The sequence below is a fragment of the Saccharopolyspora taberi genome (assembly GCF_039534165.1).
GTDB lineage: Bacteria > Actinomycetota > Actinomycetes > Mycobacteriales > Pseudonocardiaceae > Saccharopolyspora_D > Saccharopolyspora_D taberi.
Window position 1 is genome coordinate 152,482 of sequence record NZ_BAAAUX010000005.1, and the last position, 15,012, is coordinate 167,493.

The window sequence follows — 15,012 nt, forward strand, 5'->3', positions numbered from 1 at the left end:
ATAATGGCCCGGTGAGCGAAGCAGCGTGGGAACCCGGCACCGCCACCGCGATCGGCTCCATGCCCGGCGGCGACCCGGTCGAAGCCGCCCGCACGGTCGTCGGGGAACTGCCCGGGCTGACCCCGTTCCCGGAACTGCCCGCCCGCGGCGTCGGCGCGGACATCCTCGGCCGCACCGCGGGTTTGCTGGTCGACCTGGCCGTGCAGGTGGTGCCCTCCGGCTACCGGGTCACCGGCCGTCCCGGCCACGACCAGCGGCGCGCCGTCGACCTGCTCCGCTGGGACCTCGACGCGGTCGAGCAGGCGGCGGCCGAGGCGGGAGCGCCGCGCGCGATCAAGGTCCAGGCCGCCGGGCCGTGGACGCTGGGCGCCGGGATCGAGCTGGAACGCGGCCACCGGATCCTCACCGACCACGGGGCGCTGCGCGACTTCACCGAGTCGCTGACCGAGGGACTCGTCCGGCACGCCGCCCAGGTCGCCGAACGCACCGGCTCGCGGGTCGTGGTCCAGCTCGACGAACCGTCCCTCCCCGCGGTGCTGGCGGGCCGCATCCCGACGCCGTCCGGCTACGGCAACGTGCCCGCCGTCCCCGAGCCGGACGCCCAGCGCCTCCTCGGCGACGTGATCGAACGCCTCACCACCGCCACCGGCTCGCCGGTCGTGGTGCACTGCTGCGCCGCGCGCCCTCCGGTCGCGCTTCTCCGCCGCGCGGGCGCGGGCGCGATCTCCCTCGACGCGACCGGCCTCGGCGACGTCAGCGGCGCGCTCGCCGACGAACTCGGCGAGGCGTGGGAGGAAGGGACCACCCTGTTCCTCGGGCTCGTCCCGGCGCTGGAGCGCCGGACCGAGCTGCGCGAGCTCGCGCAGTCGGCCTTCGGCCTCGCGTCCCGGCTGGGCTTCGCCCGCCGGACGCTGTCCGAGCGGAGCGTGCCGACGCCCGTTTGTGGGCTGGCGGGGGCTTCGCCGCAGTGGGCGCGGCGCGCTCTCTCACTGACCCGGGATCTCGCGCGGCTGTTCGCGGACGAGTCCGAGGGCTGAAGCGATTGGGGCGCTGGAGTGCTTGGAGCGCCGGAGGAATCCCCGCCCGAATCGGGCGAATTCACAAGGCCCCCGATAGGTTGTGCGGGAGTTATCAAGATCAAGTTTCGCCGTTTCGGCCCGGGGTGGTGTGCCGCGGTGGTAAGAAAATCCCGTGCGCAGCAACGCCCGGTGCCAAGAGGTCGAGCGGTTCGGCTGGATTCGTGACAGCACCGTCCAGGAAGCCGCCTGCCTGACCTTCGTGCGGGCGACCGGCGTCGATCCGGTCGCCGCGGGTTTCGGCGCCGTGTCCGGTCACGCCCGCGCGCTGGACTTCGGCGAGTTCTGCGAGGAGGCGTACGCGCAGCCGTATCCGGTGATCGGACTGCGGATCGTCGGCGACTGGGTGCTGGTCGTGGAGGACAACGGACTCCAGGGCACCCGGCCCGAGGTGCTGACCCGGGTCAGCGCGCGCACCGAAGCCCTGTCGGTGTTCTGGAACACCAACCTCAGCACCAGGTTCTCCTACGCGGTGGGCGGTGAGGTGCGCACGACGTTCGAGGCGCTGCTGCCGGAGTTCCGCGAGGGCACCCGGCCGGACGCGCTGGAGGAGCTGCGCGAGGGACTGCCATGGTCCGCGCTGGACTCCGGCAACCAGGCCGAGGGCGTCGAGCTGATGCTGGCGCTGGCCGCGCGGATCACCGGGCAGCCGCTCACCCCGACGTGGGAGGAGGGGCAGTTCCTCACCTTCCCGGTCGCCGCGTGGCCGGAGGACCTGCGGGCGGACCCGGACGCGCTGGAGCGGCTGGCCGACCGGTGCCCGCCCGGCGTGATCGACGCGCTGCGCGCGGCAGACGACCGGGCCCGGCGCCGGGCCGCGGTGGCGGTGGCCCGCCGGGCGGCCGAGCTCGCCGAGTGCGCCGACCACCCGGTGATCAGCGCGGTGCTGGCCTCCGCCGACGACCCGGTCATGGACCGCGAGGCGATCAGCGAGGCCGTGCGGGAGTGGACCTGGCTGCTGCACCGGCACCGCGCGACCAGCAAGGTCCGCAACCAGGTGCGCGCGGCCGAGGTGCTGCGGCAGGCCACCCACGACGACCCGCTCGCGGCCGTCTGCGCGAGCCTCTCGGCGGCCATCGGCATCCGGGGGCTGGACGCGGCCGAGCTGTCCGGCGTGGTGGAGGACGCGCTCGGGCGGGCCTGAACGTCGACTGCGGATCCTCGGCGGGGGTGTGGAAAGGTGTCCCGGCCGCCGTCGGCGAGGGTGCGGACGGTGTCCGGGCTGTCTTCGATGCGGGTGCGGAAGGTTTCCTGGCTGTCCTCGGTGCGGATGCGGACGGTATCCGTGCCGTCTTTGGCGTGGGTACGGCCGGTGTCCCGGCTGTCTTCGGTGGCTGCGGACGGCATCCCGGCCGTCCTCGGGCGTGGGTGCGAACGGCGTCCCAGCCGTCTTTGGCGTGGGTGCGGGCGGTGTCCCGGCTGTCCTAGGTGTGGGTGCGGGCGGTGTCCGGCTCTTCGGTGTGGGTGCGGACGGTGTCCGGCTGTCTTCGGTGTGGGTGCGGGCGGTGTCCCGGCTGTCCTAGGTGTGGGTGCGGACGGTGTCCGGCTGTCTTTGGCGTGGGTGCGGGCGGTGTCCCGGCTGTCTTTGGCGTGGGTGCGGGCGGTGTCCCGGCCGTCCTCGGTGCGGCTGAACGGCGTCCCGGCCATCCTCGGCGCGAGTGCGGAAGGCATCCGGACCGTCCTCGGCGCGGGTGCCGAGGGCACCCCGGCCGCAGCCGGCTCGGCGGGCGCGTGAGTTCCGCGTTCCCGCCCACGACCATCTCGGCGGCCTGCACAATGGGGTGATGATGAAGTTCCTGCGCCGCCGTGGCCGTGCCGAGGAGACCTCCCCGAAGCCGGTCGACACCGAGCCGGTCAACACCGAGCCCGCCGACGTCGAGGCCGACGCCGCCGCCCGCGCCCGGGCGTTCTGGCAGCGCTGGGACGACATGCTTCCCGAGATCAGCGCCGCGCTGGGCGACAACGTGCCGCACCGCGTCGACCACCAGCTCGCCGCGGCCGCCGCCGCGGTCCACCCGAACCTGGCCATCTCCATCGAGCGCGGCGAGACCGCCGTCTACGCGCTGGTGCTCACCAGCCAGGCCGACCCCGAGCTGCGGGTCTACACCGACGCCTGGAAGGCCGCCGCGCCCGCCGCCGACTCGCTGTTCGAGTACCACGACGCCATCCCGCCGGTCCCGGACCCGACCCAGGTCACCGTCAACCTGCGCGGCGAGAAGTACGCGCTGTCCGACGTCCGGGTCGCCCCGCAGGTCGACGAGGCGGAGGGCCTGGTCGACGTCGCCGTCTACCACCCGGGGTTCGCCGGGCTGGAGGACGAGGCCAAGGCCGCGCTGACCTTCCTGCCGCTGGACGCCACCCTCGGTGAGCGGCTCGCCGCCGACCGCATCGGCCGGGTCGAGACCGCCGAGGCCGAACCGCAGGGCGCCATCGGCCTGCTGGAGTTCCGGGAGCTCGTCCGCGGCCTCGGCAGCGGCGAGGGAGCAGCGCCGGGCGGCGCCTGATGCGCGCTGATGTCGGGGCGGCTGGTTAGGCTCGGGGGGTGACCAGCAAGGACCCCTCCGACCGCAGCGACCCAGCCGTTGGCAGCGACCCAGCCGACCACGGCGACTCGGCCGACCGCGGCGACTCGGCTGTCGGCAGCGACCCAGCCGACCGCAGCGACTCGGCCGACCGCAGCGACTCGGCTGTCGGCAGCGACTCGGCAGACCGCGACGCCCCGCTCGGCGGCAACGACCGCGGCGACGCAGCCGAGCTCGACGACGCCACCGCCGCCGGGCTGGGCGGCGCGGGCCGCCAGGCCGAAGGCGTCGAGGACGTTCCCGCCGAGGTGCGCGACCGCTACGCCGACCTCGCCGACGAGGTTCGCGGCCACCAGTTCCGCTACTACGTGCTGGACTCGCCGACGATCTCCGACGGCGAGTTCGACGAGCTGTTCGCCGAGCTCCAGCGGATGGAGGAGGAGCACCCGGCGCTGCGCACCCCGGACTCGCCGACCCAGGTGGTCGGCGGTTCGTTCTCCACCGACTTCACCGCGGTGGACCACCTGGAGCGGATGCTCAGCCTGGACAACGCCTTCGACGCCGACGAGCTGAGCGCGTGGGTGGACCGGGTCGAGCGCGAGGTCGGCTCGGACGCGCACTACCTGTGCGAGCTCAAGATCGACGGGCTGGCGATCAACCTGCTCTACCGCGACGGCAAGCTGGAGCGCGCGCTGACCAGGGGCGACGGCCGCACGGGCGAGGACGTCACGCTCAACGTGCGCACCATGGAGGACGTCCCGGACGAGCTGACCGGCACCGACGAGTACCCGGTGCCCGCGCTGGTGGAGATCCGCGGCGAGGTGTTCTTCCGGGTCTCCGAGTTCGCCGAGCTCAACGCCGCGCTGGTGGAGGCGGGCAAGCCGCCGTTCGCCAACCCGCGCAACTCCGCTGCCGGGTCGCTGCGGCAGAAGGACCCGCGGGTGACCAAGACCCGCCCGCTGCGGCTGATCTGCCACGGGCTCGGCAAGCGCGACGGCTTCGAGCCGCGCATGCAGTCGGAGTCCTACGCCGCGCTCAAGGCGTGGGGGCTGCCGGTGTCCGAGCACACCAAGGTCCTGTCCACAGTGGATGAACTGCTGGCGCACATCGACTACTGGGGCAGGCACCGCAACTCCGCCGAGCACGAGATCGACGGCGTGGTCGTCAAGGTCGACGAGGTGTCGTTGCAGCGCAGGCTGGGCGCCACCTCGCGCGCGCCGCGCTGGTCGATCGCCTACAAGTACCCGCCGGAGCAGGCCACGACGAGGCTGCTGGACATCCAGGTCGCCGTCGGCCGCACCGGCCGGGTCACCCCGTACGCGGTGATGGAGCCGGTCAAGGTCGCCGGTTCCACGGTCGCGCGCGCGACCCTGCACAACGCGGACCAGGTGCGGCACAAGGGAATCCTGATCGGCGACCGGGTGGTCATCCGCAAGGCGGGCGACGTCATCCCCGAGGTGCTCGGCCCGGTGGTCGACGTCCGGGACGGCAGCGAGCGCGAGTTCGAGATGCCCACCGAGTGCCCCGACTGCGGGACCGAGCTGGCCCGCCAGAAGGAGGGCGACGTCGACCTGCGCTGCCCGAACTCCCGCTCCTGCATCGGGCAGCGCCGCGAGCGGCTGTTCCAGCTCGCCGGGCGCAAGGCGTTCGACATCGAGGTGCTCGGGTACGAGGGCGCGGTGGCGCTGCTGTCGGCCGGGGTGGTCTTCGACGAGGGCGACCTGTTCTCCCTCGACGAGGACAAGCTGCTCAAGACCACGCTGTTCCGCACCGACGACGGCAACCTGTCGGTCAACGGCGGCAAGCTGCTCGCGAACCTGGAGGCGGCCAAGCAGCAGCCGCTGTGGCGGGTGCTGGTGGCGCTGTCGATCCGGCACGTCGGGCCGATCGCGGCGCGGGTGCTGGCCAGGGAGTTCGGCTCGCTGGACCGGATCGAGCACGCCTCGGAGGAGGAGCTGGCCGCGGCCGAAGGGGTCGGGCCGACGATCGCCACCGCCGTGCGGGAGTGGTTCGACGTCGACTGGCACCGCGAGATCGTGCGCAAGTGGCGCGAGGCCGGGGTGCGGATGGCCGACGAGCGGGACGAGTCCGTCGAGCGCAACCTCACGGGTCTGTCCATCGTGGTCACCGGCTCGCTGGAGGGCTTCTCCCGGGACGAGGCCAAGGAGCTGATCATGAACCGCGGCGGCCGGGCCGCGGGTTCGGTGTCGAAGAAGACCGCGTTCGTCGTGGTCGGTGAGGCGCCGGGGTCGAAGTACGACAAGGCCGTGCAGCTGAAGGTGCCGGTGTTGGACGAGGACGGGTTCCGGGTGCTGCTGGAGCAGGGTCCGGACGCCGCGGCCGAGGCGGCGCTGTCGACCGAGGAGGAAGCGCCCACCGAGGGGGAAGCGTCCGCCGAGGGGGAGGCGTCCGCCGAGGGGGAGGCGTCCGCCGAGGGGGAGGCGCCCACCGAGGGGGAGGAAGGGTGATCCGCACGGCACGGCCGGAGGAGTTCGAGGCGGTCGGCGAGGTGACCGTCCGGGCCTTCCTCGACGGCGGCCACCTGAGTGCGGCCTCGGAGTACCGGCAGACGCTGCTCGACGTCGCGGCCCGAGCGGCCGAGGCCGAGGTGCTGGTGTCCGTGGAGGGCGACAAGGTGCTGGGCACCGTCACCGTCGCCGACGGGGGCACCGCCTACGCCGACATCGCCGCGCCCGGCGAGCTGGAGTTCCGGATGCTGGCGGTCGCGCCGGAGGCGGCAGGCAAGGGCGTCGGAACGGCCCTGGTCCGGGCGGTGATCGCCCGCGCCCGGACGCTGGGGCGCGAACGAGTCGTGCTGAGCAGCCAGCAGTCGATGACCATCGCGCACGGCCTGTACCGGAGGTTCGGCTTCGAACGGACGCCGAAACGGGACTGGGAGCCCGTACCGCACCTACGCCTGGTCACCTTCGGTTTGGAATTGATTGACAGGGCTCGTCCTGCGTAGCGGGTCGCTTGGCGGAACCTCAGGCGCCCGCTGGCTGCGGTAACTTTTTCCGACGTATGTCCAATACGACGGAAAAAGCTGTCCTCGCCAGCGAACGCCTGAGAACCCGCGGCGGTGCCGGTTGGCATGGTGGGCTAAGCGGCTGCGCCGCTTGAGGACGATGGCCGGGCAGAATCCCCTAGCCGTCGAGGACGACTGCGACTATGCCTGCTAGGTGTGCCAGCCGGGCTACTTCCGACGCTCGGAACATCGGGCCGCCGGGGCGGCCCGCCAGCAGCACCCGGTCCGGCTTGCCGATCGGCGTGGCCGCCAGCTCGGTGCCCAGCTCCTGCCAGGTCTCGGGCACCCACTCCTCGTCGCTGTCGAGTATGGTCGCCCGCGGCAGCGGCAGCCACGGCAGTTCGAGGTACCCCTCCTGCGGGGCCGACGTGCTCGCCGCCAGCTGCTCGGCGCCGCCGGAGCGGTGCGCGAACACCATCGCCCACCCGGAGCGGATGATCCGCGGCACGCCCTCGGCGAAGATCTGCAGCCCGCGGCCGGGCTCGGCGGCGATCTCCTCGACCAGCTCCAGCTCGCGGTGGGTGTCCAGCACCCCGGCGTAGGGCCGGACGGCGTCCACCTCGACCCCCGCGACCGACTCCGCCGCGGTGATCAGCACGTCCGGAAGCCGGCCGGAGGGCAGCTCCACCACCATGTCGTCGATGGCCACGTCGCTACCGCGCTCGACGACATCCACGCTGAGGATGTCGGCTCCGATCTCGCCCAGCGCGGTCGCCACCGCGCCGAGCGTCCCCGGGCGGTCCGGGATCTGAACCCGGATCAGGAAGGACACCGGACTCAACGCCTCCAGCTTCGTGCGCGGCACCTTGCCGTCCGCGCTCCTCGCGATACCCATCCGGGCCGCGTTCAAGTCGCACTCAAGCCGCCACCGTGCGAGGCGCAGGCGATGAAATTGTGTCAGACACGCGACGTGCGGCGTCGCGCGACGCTCAATGCCATCGGACCGCGGACCGGGTCGCGGCGCCCTGGTCCGGCAGGCGGAGCGGCGAGCTTATGCAGCGTTCAACAACTCCCGCAAGACCGTTGTCGTTCCGCGAAAGCCCCCTCCGGGGCCGCCTGCGACCGCGGCCATAGACTTGAGCTCTGATGACGGGGGACACCCGTGAACCGGACATGACCAGGGAGCCTTCGCAGTGCCCAAGATCTCCCGCGACGAGGTCGCGCACCTCGCCGGCCTGGCCAGGCTGGCGGTCACCGAGCAGGAACTCGACACCTTCGCCGGGCAGCTCGACCAGATTCTGGACGCCGTGGCCAAGGTGGGTCAGGTCGCCGCCGAGGACATCCCGCCGACCTCGCACGCCGTGCCGGTGACCAACGTGTTCCGCGCGGACGAGGTGCGGCCGGGGCTGTCGCGCGAGCAGGCGCTCTCCGGCGCGCCCGCGGCGGAGGAGAACCGCTTCCGCGTCCCGCGGATTCTCAGCGAGGAGGCGTGATGACCGGCACGGAGCTGACCGGGCTCACCGCGGCGGAGCTGGCCGCGAAGTTGCAGGCCGGCGAGGTCTCGTCGGTGGAGGCGACCCAGGCGCACCTGGACCGCATCGCCGCCGTCGACGGAACCGTGCACGCGTTCCTGCACGTCGACGCCGAGGGTGCGCTGGCCGCCGCCCGCAGGGCCGACGAGGACCGCGCCGCGGGCGGCGCCGCGTCGCCGCTGGCCGGGGTGCCGCTGGCGCTCAAGGACGTGCTCGCCACCAGCGACATGCCCACCACCTGCGGCTCGAAGATCTTGGAGAACTGGACGCCGCCGTACGACGCCACGGTCACCCGCAGACTGCGCGAGGCAGGCATCGTCATCCTCGGCAAGACCAACATGGACGAGTTCGCCATGGGGTCCTCGACCGAGAACTCCGCCTACGGTCCGACCCGCAACCCGTGGGATCCGGAGCGGATCCCCGGCGGTTCCGGTGGCGGTTCGTCGGCCGCGCTGGCCGCGTTCGAGGCGCCGCTGGCCATCGGCACCGACACCGGCGGCTCGATCCGCCAGCCCGGCGCGGTGACCGGCACGGTCGGCGTGAAGCCCACCTACGGCGGGGTTTCCCGCTACGGCCTGGTCGCGTTCTCGTCGTCGCTGGACCAGCCCGGCCCGTGCGCGCGGACGGTGCTCGACGCCGCGCTGCTGCACGAGGCCATCGCCGGGCACGACCCGATGGACTCCACCTCGATCGACCAGCCGGTGCCGCCGGTGGTGGCCGCCGCCCGCGAGGGAGCGAGCGGTGACCTCAGGGGCGTGCGCGTCGGCGTGGTCCGCGAGCTCGGCGGCGACGGGTACCAGCCCGGCGTGCAGCGCTCGTTCCAGGCCGCGGTCGACCAGCTCGCGGCGCTGGGCGCGGAGGTCGTCGAGGTCTCCTGCCCGCACTTCGACTACGCGCTGCCCGCCTACTACCTGATCGCGCCGAGCGAGTGCTCGTCGAACCTGGCCCGGTTCGACGCGATGCGCTACGGCCTGCGCGTCGGCGACGACGGCAGCCGCAGCGCCGAGGAGGTCATGTCGCTGACCCGCGAGGCCGGGTTCGGTCCGGAGGTCAAGCGGCGGATCATGCTCGGCACCTATGCGCTGTCGTCGGGCTACTACGACGCCTACTACGGCCAGGCGCAGAAGGTCCGCACGCTGATCACCCGCGACTTCGACGCCGCGTTCGGGCAGGTCGACGTGCTGGTCTCGCCGACCACGCCGACGACCGCGTTCAAGATCGGCGAGCGGGTGGACGACCCGATGGCGATGTACCTCGCCGACCTGTGCACCATCCCGTCCAACCTGGCGGGCAACGCCGCCATGAGCGTCCCCAGCGGACTGTCCGATGAGGACGGTCTGCCGGTCGGTCTGCAGATCATGGCCCCGGCCCTGGCCGACGACCGGCTCTACCGGGTCGGCGCCGCCTACGAGACCGCCCGCGACGCCGCGCAGGGCGGCGCGCTGATCAACCGTGTTCCCGTCCCGGAAGGGGTCGCGTGATGTTGAACCCGAAGCTGAAGGCCGCGCTGCAGCTCGTCTCCACGCTCTCGGCCGTGTTCGGCCTGCGGGCGAGCTTCCGCGACGCCCGGGCGAACAAGGACAAGCTGGCGCTGGCCGACCTGATCATCACCACCCTCGGTCTGGTCACCGGCACCGCGCTCGCCGTGCGCACGCTGCGCCGTGGGGAGGAGCAGAAGTGACCGCGGTGGCCGAGATCATGGACTACGACGAGGTCGTGGCCCGGTTCGATCCGGTGCTGGGCCTCGAGGTGCACGTGGAGCTGTCCACGGCGACGAAGATGTTCTGCGGCTGCGCCAACGCCTTCGGCGCCGAGCCCAACACCCAGGTCTGCCCGGTGTGCCTGGGCCTGCCGGGTGCGCTGCCGGTGGTCAACGCCAAGGCCGTGGAGGCGGCCATCCGGATCGGCCTGGCGCTGAACTGCCAGGTCGCGGAGTGGTGCCGGTTCGCCCGGAAGAACTACTTCTACCCGGACATGCCGAAGAACTTCCAGACCTCGCAGTACGACGAGCCGATCGTCTTCGACGGCCACCTCGACGTGGTGCTCGATGACGGCGACACCTTCCGCGTCGACATCGAGCGCGCGCACATGGAGGAGGACACCGGCAAGTCGCTGCACGTCGGCGGCGCGACCGGCCGGATCCACGGCGCCGAGCACTCGCTGCTGGACTACAACCGCGCTGGCGTTCCGCTGATCGAGATCGTCACCAAGCCGATCGTCGGCGCGGGCGAGCGCGCGCCCGAGGTGGCCCGCGCCTACGTCACCGCCCTGCGCGACCTGCTGCGCTCGCTGGGCGTCTCGGACGTGCGGATGGACCAGGGCTCGCTGCGCTGCGACGCGAACGTCTCGCTGATGCCCAAGGGCAGCACCGAGTTCGGCACCCGCACCGAGACCAAGAACGTCAACTCGCTGCGCAGCGTCGAGCGCGCCGTGCGCTACGAGATGCGGCGGCACGCCGCGGTGCTCACCGCCGGGGGTTCGATCCTGCAGGAGACCCGGCACTTCGACGAGTCCACCGCGAGCACCTCGGCCGGGCGCAAGAAGGAGACCTCGGAGGACTACCGGTACTTCCCGGAGCCCGACCTGGTGCCGATCGCGCCGTCGCGGGCGTGGGTCGAGGAGCTGTCCAAGACCCTGCCGGAGCTGCCGTGGGAGCGCCGCAAGCGGGCGCAGGAGGAGTGGCAGCTCTCCGACGAGGAGCTGCGCGACCTGGTCAACGCCGGGGCGCTGGAGCTGGTCGCGGAGACCGTCGACGCGGGCGCGCCGCCCGCCGAGGCCCGGTCCTGGTGGGTCGCCTACCTGACGCAGCAGGCCAACACCCGCGGCGTGGAGCTGCCGGAGCTGACGATCGCGCCGAAGCAGGTCGCCAGGGTGATCGCGCTGATCGCCGAGGGCAAGCTGACCAACAAGCTGGCCCGGCAGGTCGTCGACGGCGTGCTCGACGGCGAGGGCGAGCCGGACGAGGTCGTCGCGGCCAAGGGCCTGGCGGTCGTCTCCGACGACTCGGCGCTGCAGGCGGCGATCGACGAGGCGCTGGCGGCGCAGCCGGACGTCGCGGACAAGATCCGCGGCGGCAAGGTGCAGGCCGCGGGCGCGATCGTCGGCGCGGTCATGAAGGCGACCAAGGGGCAGGCCGACGCGAGGCGTGTACGGGAGCTGGTCCTGGCCGCCTGCGGCCTTTGATTTTTGGTTTGCACTCGCTCGCCTTGCGTGGCGGTGCGGGTGGCGGAACCTCAGGCGCCGCCTCGCTGCGGGATCTTTTTCCGACGTATGTCCAATACGACGGAAAAAGCTGTCCTCGCGAGGCGACGCCTGAGAACCCGCGGCGGTGCCGGTTGCGTGCTTGGGCTAAGCGGCTGCGCCGCTTGAGGACGATGGTCGGGTTTCCGGGGTTGGTGGTTGGGTTTCTAGTCTGGTTCGCCGTGTTCGCCGAACCAGCGGGCCAGCTTGCCGCGGCGGCTCACGGCTCTTAGGCGGCGTTCGGTTTCCTCGCGGCGGGCGCTGGTGGTGACGATGATCAGCTCGTCGCCGGTGCGCAGGAGGGTGTCCGGTTGCGGGACGAACGCCGAGCCCTCCCGGATGATCAGGGTGATCACGCCCGGATCCGGCAGTTGCAGCTCCAGCACCGCGACGTAGTGCAGTCCGGAGCCGCGCGGGATCGCGACGGTCAGCATCTCCGCGTCGAGCACGTCCAGCGGGGCGGACTCGACGTGGACCTCCCTGGTCGCGTCCGCGCGGACCAGCCCGAGCCTGCGGGCCAGCGCGGGCAGGCTCGGCCCCTGGACCAGGGTGAAGGTCACCACCAGCACGAACACGATGTCCAGCAAGCGGTCGCTGCCCGCGACGCCCTGCACCACCGGGACGGTCGCCAGCACGATCGGGACCGCGCCGCGCAGCCCCGCCCACGACAGGAACAGCTGCTCCCGCCAGGGAATCCGGAACCACGCGACCGACACCAGCACCGACAGCGGTCGGCTGAGCAGCAGCAGGACCAGGCCGACGACGAGCGCGGGCAGCAGCGCGCGGGGCAGTTCGCTGGGAGTCACGAGCAGGCCGAGCAGCACGAACAGCCCGATCTGCGCCAGCCAGCCGAGCCCTTCGGCGAACGACTTGGTGGCGGCCCGGTGCTGGAGCCCGGAGTTGGCCAGCACCACGCCTGAGAGGTAGGCGGCGAGGAACCCGCTGGCGTGCACGGCGCCGCCCGCCGCGAACGCGACGAAGCCCAGCCCGAAGGTCGCCAGCGGGTACAGCCCGGAGGCGGGCAGGGCGATGCGGTGCAGGGCGATCGCGCCCAGCCTGCCGACCACGAGTCCGATCGCGGCGCCCGCCGCCAGCTGGTAGCCGACATCGCTCGCGGTGTGCTGGACGTCCGGTTCGAACGGGATGGCGCTGAACAGCAGCACCAGGATCACCGTCGGCGCGTCGTTGAAGCCGGACTCGGCTTCGAGCAGCCCGCGCAGCCGCCGCGGCAGCGGCAGGGTCCGCAGCACCGAGAACACCGCCGCCGCGTCGGTGGGCGACACGATCGCCCCGAGCAGCAGCGCCAGCTGCCATTCGAGGCCGAGCAGCAGGTGCGCCCCGCTCGCGGTCACCAGCACGCTGACCACCACGCCGACCGTGGCCAGCACCGACGCCGGGGCGAGCAGCCTGCGCACGTCGCTCCACCTGGTGGCCAGCCCGCCTTCGACGAGGATCACCGCCAGCGCCGCGATGCCGAGGTTCTGCGCGAGCTGGGCGTCGTCGAACTCGATGCCCAGCCCGTCCTCGCCGAGCACGACGCCCAGCGCCAGGAACACCAGCAGGCTGGGCAGCCCGGCGCGCGAGGCCATCCGGGTCGCGATGATGCTCGCCAGCAGCACGAGGCCGCCGGCGAGCAGCGCGAGGTAGAGCTGGTGCAGGCTCATGGCACATCGAGTTCACCACGTGCGGCGGCGATGCGGCCGGTACGCCGCACTGTGGACCGTCACCGGAACCAGTTCCGGCCGGTCGCACACGGGGGATCGGCGCCGAGGGCGCGGTGGAACCGCCGTCGGCGAGAGCCGGGTCCGTGCGCGAGATCTTCGGAAAACACCGCCCGGATCAGCGCGCCAGAGGCCGGCATCACCGGACCCGCGAGCCCTCCGGCCCTGAGTCAGTCCTTGCCCGCGGTCCCGCCGGTCGGTGGCTCGATGCGCAGCACGCGGTCGTCGGTGGGGCCGGGCTGACCGCCCGCCTTGTTCGTGGTCCCGGCCCACAGCAGCCCGTCCGGCCCGAGTGCGGCGGCCGACAGCCTGCCGTAGCGGTTCTCCAGCACCTTCGCGGGCTGACCGGTGAACGCACCCTCCGGGGTCGGGCTGAGCGTGAACATCGCCCGCGCGTCGGCGAGCGCGACCACGACCAGTTCGGGGGAGGCCACGCAGCCGGCGACGCCGGGGCGGTCCGGCCAGGTCCAGGCCGGGGCGCCGAGCGGCTGGCCGGGCCGGACCTGGAACAGCGCGTCCTGCGGCCCGCCCCGGTCGGTCACCCAGTAGGTCCCGGTCGCCGCGACCGCGCACAGTCCGCCCGGAGCCGCCAGGCCGGAGGCCAGCACCGGGGACGCGGGGTCCGGGTTCCCCGGCGCGGGCTTGCCGAAGGTGTCGATGCGCAGGATCTTGCCCGCCAGGGAGGCCGGGTTCGCGGCGTTGCCCGGGTTGCCCGCGTTGCCGGTCGCCACCAGCAGCGCGCCCTTGCCGTCGTCGATCAGCGCGCCCCCGTTGCCGCTGCCGCCCTTCGGGATGCCGGTGAGCACCGGCTTGGGCCGGTCACCGGGCGCGACGCGCACGACCTGGTTGTCACCGCCGGTCGTGACGTAGGCGTAGAACAGCTCGTCCTCGTGGTAGCTCGGCGACAGCGCGAGCCCGGTGAGCCCGCCACCGCCCGCGGTGTTGACCGGGATCCGGGCCAGCTCCACCGGTGCCGAACCGCGCTGCACGCGCAGCACCCGGCCGGTCGCGCGCTCGCCGACCAGCGCGCCCTGCCCGTCCGGCAGCACCGCGATCGCCCCGACCGGATCAAGGCAGGTCGCCACCACGGCCGGGTCCGGGTCGTGGCAGGGGGTGCGTTCTGGGGGCTGCTGCGGCCCGCCGGTCTCCGGCGGCGGCTGCTCGCCCTCGATCGACGGCTGCGGCCCGGCCTGCGGCTCCAGCGACGGCTGCTCGCTCCACGCGCTGGGATGCTCGTCCGGGAACTGCGCGCACCCGGTCAGCAGCGCGCCGACCGCCATGATCGCGCCCACCACGAGTCGAGTCCTGCGCACCGAAGCTGCCACGCCGCCCGAGGGTAATCGGCCGTCCGTGAACGCCGGGTGAGTGTGCCGCCTCAAGACCGGTAAGGCACAGGTCGCCGGGGAAACCCGACCTCGGGGACGCGCCAGCGGATCCGGGGCATCCGAGGTGGCGGCGGCTCCAGGCCCAGCCGAGCGCACTCGACGGTCTGCACCCGGTGCAGCAGCAACAGCAGCTCGTCGCGCAGGTCCGCTGGCGCTTCGAACGGGATGAAGTGCGAGGTCGGCAGGATCCGCAGCCGGGCCTGCGGCAGCGACGCGACCGCGCGGTTGACCGCGGGCAGGTCCGCCAGCAGGTCGTGGCGTCCGGTGAGGACGGTCACCGGGCAGTCCAGGCCGCCGAGCTCCCAGCGCGTCGTCCGCCCCGCCAGCCCCAGGTACCAGCGCCACTCCTGCTCCAGGAACCGCCGGACCGCGGCGGTCACCGCCTCCGGGTCGCCGCCGGGCCGCATGAGCCCGCTGTGCTGGAGCAGCCGGGCGGGCACCGGGAGCCACGGCAGCAGCGGCGCGAGCAGCGACGCCCCGAGCCGCAGCGACTCCGCCGCGCCCGCGGCGGCCAGCCGCCGCGACACCGCGGCGCCGATGCCGCTGCCCGCGCCGGTGACGACCGCGCGCT

At 73.0% G+C, this 15,012-nt stretch carries 14 protein-coding genes; 10 read left to right on the top strand and 4 right to left on the bottom strand.

From position 1 onward, the window contains the following. Positions 1–11: 11 nt before the first annotated feature. The 6 genes from ABD691_RS05335 to ABD691_RS05360 all read left to right on the top strand — a co-directional run bounded on the left by ABD691_RS05335 (position 12) and on the right by ABD691_RS05360 (position 6,563). Complete coding sequence (locus tag ABD691_RS05335) at positions 12–1,037, top strand: methionine synthase (RefSeq protein ID WP_344678274.1); 1,026 nt, start codon at positions 12–14, stop codon at positions 1,035–1,037. 154 nt (positions 1,038–1,191) lie between these two features. Then, a complete protein-coding gene (locus ABD691_RS05340) occupies positions 1,192–2,220 on the top strand; it encodes a DUF6461 domain-containing protein (RefSeq protein ID WP_344678275.1) in 1,029 nt (342 codons plus the stop codon). A 426-nt stretch (positions 2,221–2,646) separates the two neighbouring features. After that, entirely contained in the window at positions 2,647–2,811 is a 165-nt protein-coding gene (locus ABD691_RS05345) for a hypothetical protein (protein WP_344678276.1), read from the top strand. A gap of 49 nt (positions 2,812–2,860) precedes the next feature. After that, positions 2,861–3,580 carry a hypothetical protein gene (locus ABD691_RS05350; RefSeq protein WP_344678277.1) on the top strand — a complete coding sequence of 240 codons (720 nt, stop codon included), beginning with the start codon at positions 2,861–2,863 and terminating at the stop codon, positions 3,578–3,580. A gap of 275 nt (positions 3,581–3,855) precedes the next feature. Then, positions 3,856–6,066, top strand: coding sequence for an NAD-dependent DNA ligase LigA (gene ligA, locus ABD691_RS05355; RefSeq protein ID WP_344678455.1), 2,211 nt, complete (start codon positions 3,856–3,858; stop codon positions 6,064–6,066). Continuing rightward, positions 6,063–6,563, top strand: coding sequence for a GNAT family N-acetyltransferase (locus ABD691_RS05360; protein ID WP_344678278.1), 501 nt, complete (start codon positions 6,063–6,065; stop codon positions 6,561–6,563). The genes ligA and ABD691_RS05360 overlap by 4 nt, the downstream gene beginning before the upstream one ends. Positions 6,564–6,741: 178 nt before the next feature. Here ABD691_RS05360 and ABD691_RS05365 read toward each other — a convergent pair whose 3' ends face one another. Then, on the bottom strand, positions 6,742–7,395 hold the full coding sequence (locus ABD691_RS05365) for an ACT domain-containing protein (RefSeq protein WP_344678456.1): 654 nt from the start codon (positions 7,393–7,395) through the stop codon (positions 6,742–6,744). A gap of 361 nt (positions 7,396–7,756) precedes the next feature. Between ABD691_RS05365 and gatC the strand changes: the two genes are divergently transcribed. Genes gatC through gatB form a run of 4 tightly spaced genes read left to right on the top strand, consistent with a single transcriptional unit; the run spans position 7,757 to position 11,278 of the window. After that, complete coding sequence (gene gatC / locus ABD691_RS05370; RefSeq protein ID WP_344678279.1) at positions 7,757–8,056, top strand: Asp-tRNA(Asn)/Glu-tRNA(Gln) amidotransferase subunit GatC; 300 nt, start codon at positions 7,757–7,759, stop codon at positions 8,054–8,056. Next, positions 8,056–9,576, top strand: coding sequence for an Asp-tRNA(Asn)/Glu-tRNA(Gln) amidotransferase subunit GatA (gatA, locus tag ABD691_RS05375; protein WP_344678280.1), 1,521 nt, complete (start codon positions 8,056–8,058; stop codon positions 9,574–9,576). Before gatC ends, gatA begins: the two co-directional genes overlap by 1 nt. Continuing rightward, positions 9,576–9,776, top strand: coding sequence for a hypothetical protein (locus tag ABD691_RS05380; protein WP_344678281.1), 201 nt, complete (start codon positions 9,576–9,578; stop codon positions 9,774–9,776). Before gatA ends, ABD691_RS05380 begins: the two co-directional genes overlap by 1 nt. Beyond that, entirely contained in the window at positions 9,773–11,278 is a 1,506-nt protein-coding gene (gene gatB / locus ABD691_RS05385) for an Asp-tRNA(Asn)/Glu-tRNA(Gln) amidotransferase subunit GatB (protein WP_344678282.1), read from the top strand. The genes ABD691_RS05380 and gatB overlap by 4 nt, the downstream gene beginning before the upstream one ends. Before the next feature lie 224 nt (positions 11,279–11,502). Here gatB and ABD691_RS05390 read toward each other — a convergent pair whose 3' ends face one another. The 3 genes from ABD691_RS05390 to ABD691_RS05400 form a co-directional block, all read right to left on the bottom strand. Then, positions 11,503–12,999: a potassium/proton antiporter gene (locus ABD691_RS05390; protein ID WP_344678283.1), complete on the bottom strand. Its 1,497-nt coding sequence runs from the start codon at positions 12,997–12,999 to the stop codon at positions 11,503–11,505. 227 nt (positions 13,000–13,226) lie between these two features. After that, positions 13,227–14,348, bottom strand: a complete 1,122-nt coding sequence (locus ABD691_RS05395) for a PQQ-dependent sugar dehydrogenase (RefSeq protein WP_344678457.1) — start codon at positions 14,346–14,348, stop codon at positions 13,227–13,229. Positions 14,349–14,431: 83 nt separating this feature from the next. Further along, a partial coding sequence (locus ABD691_RS05400) for an alpha/beta fold hydrolase (protein WP_486374888.1) occupies positions 14,432–15,012 on the bottom strand: 581 nt, incomplete at its 5' end.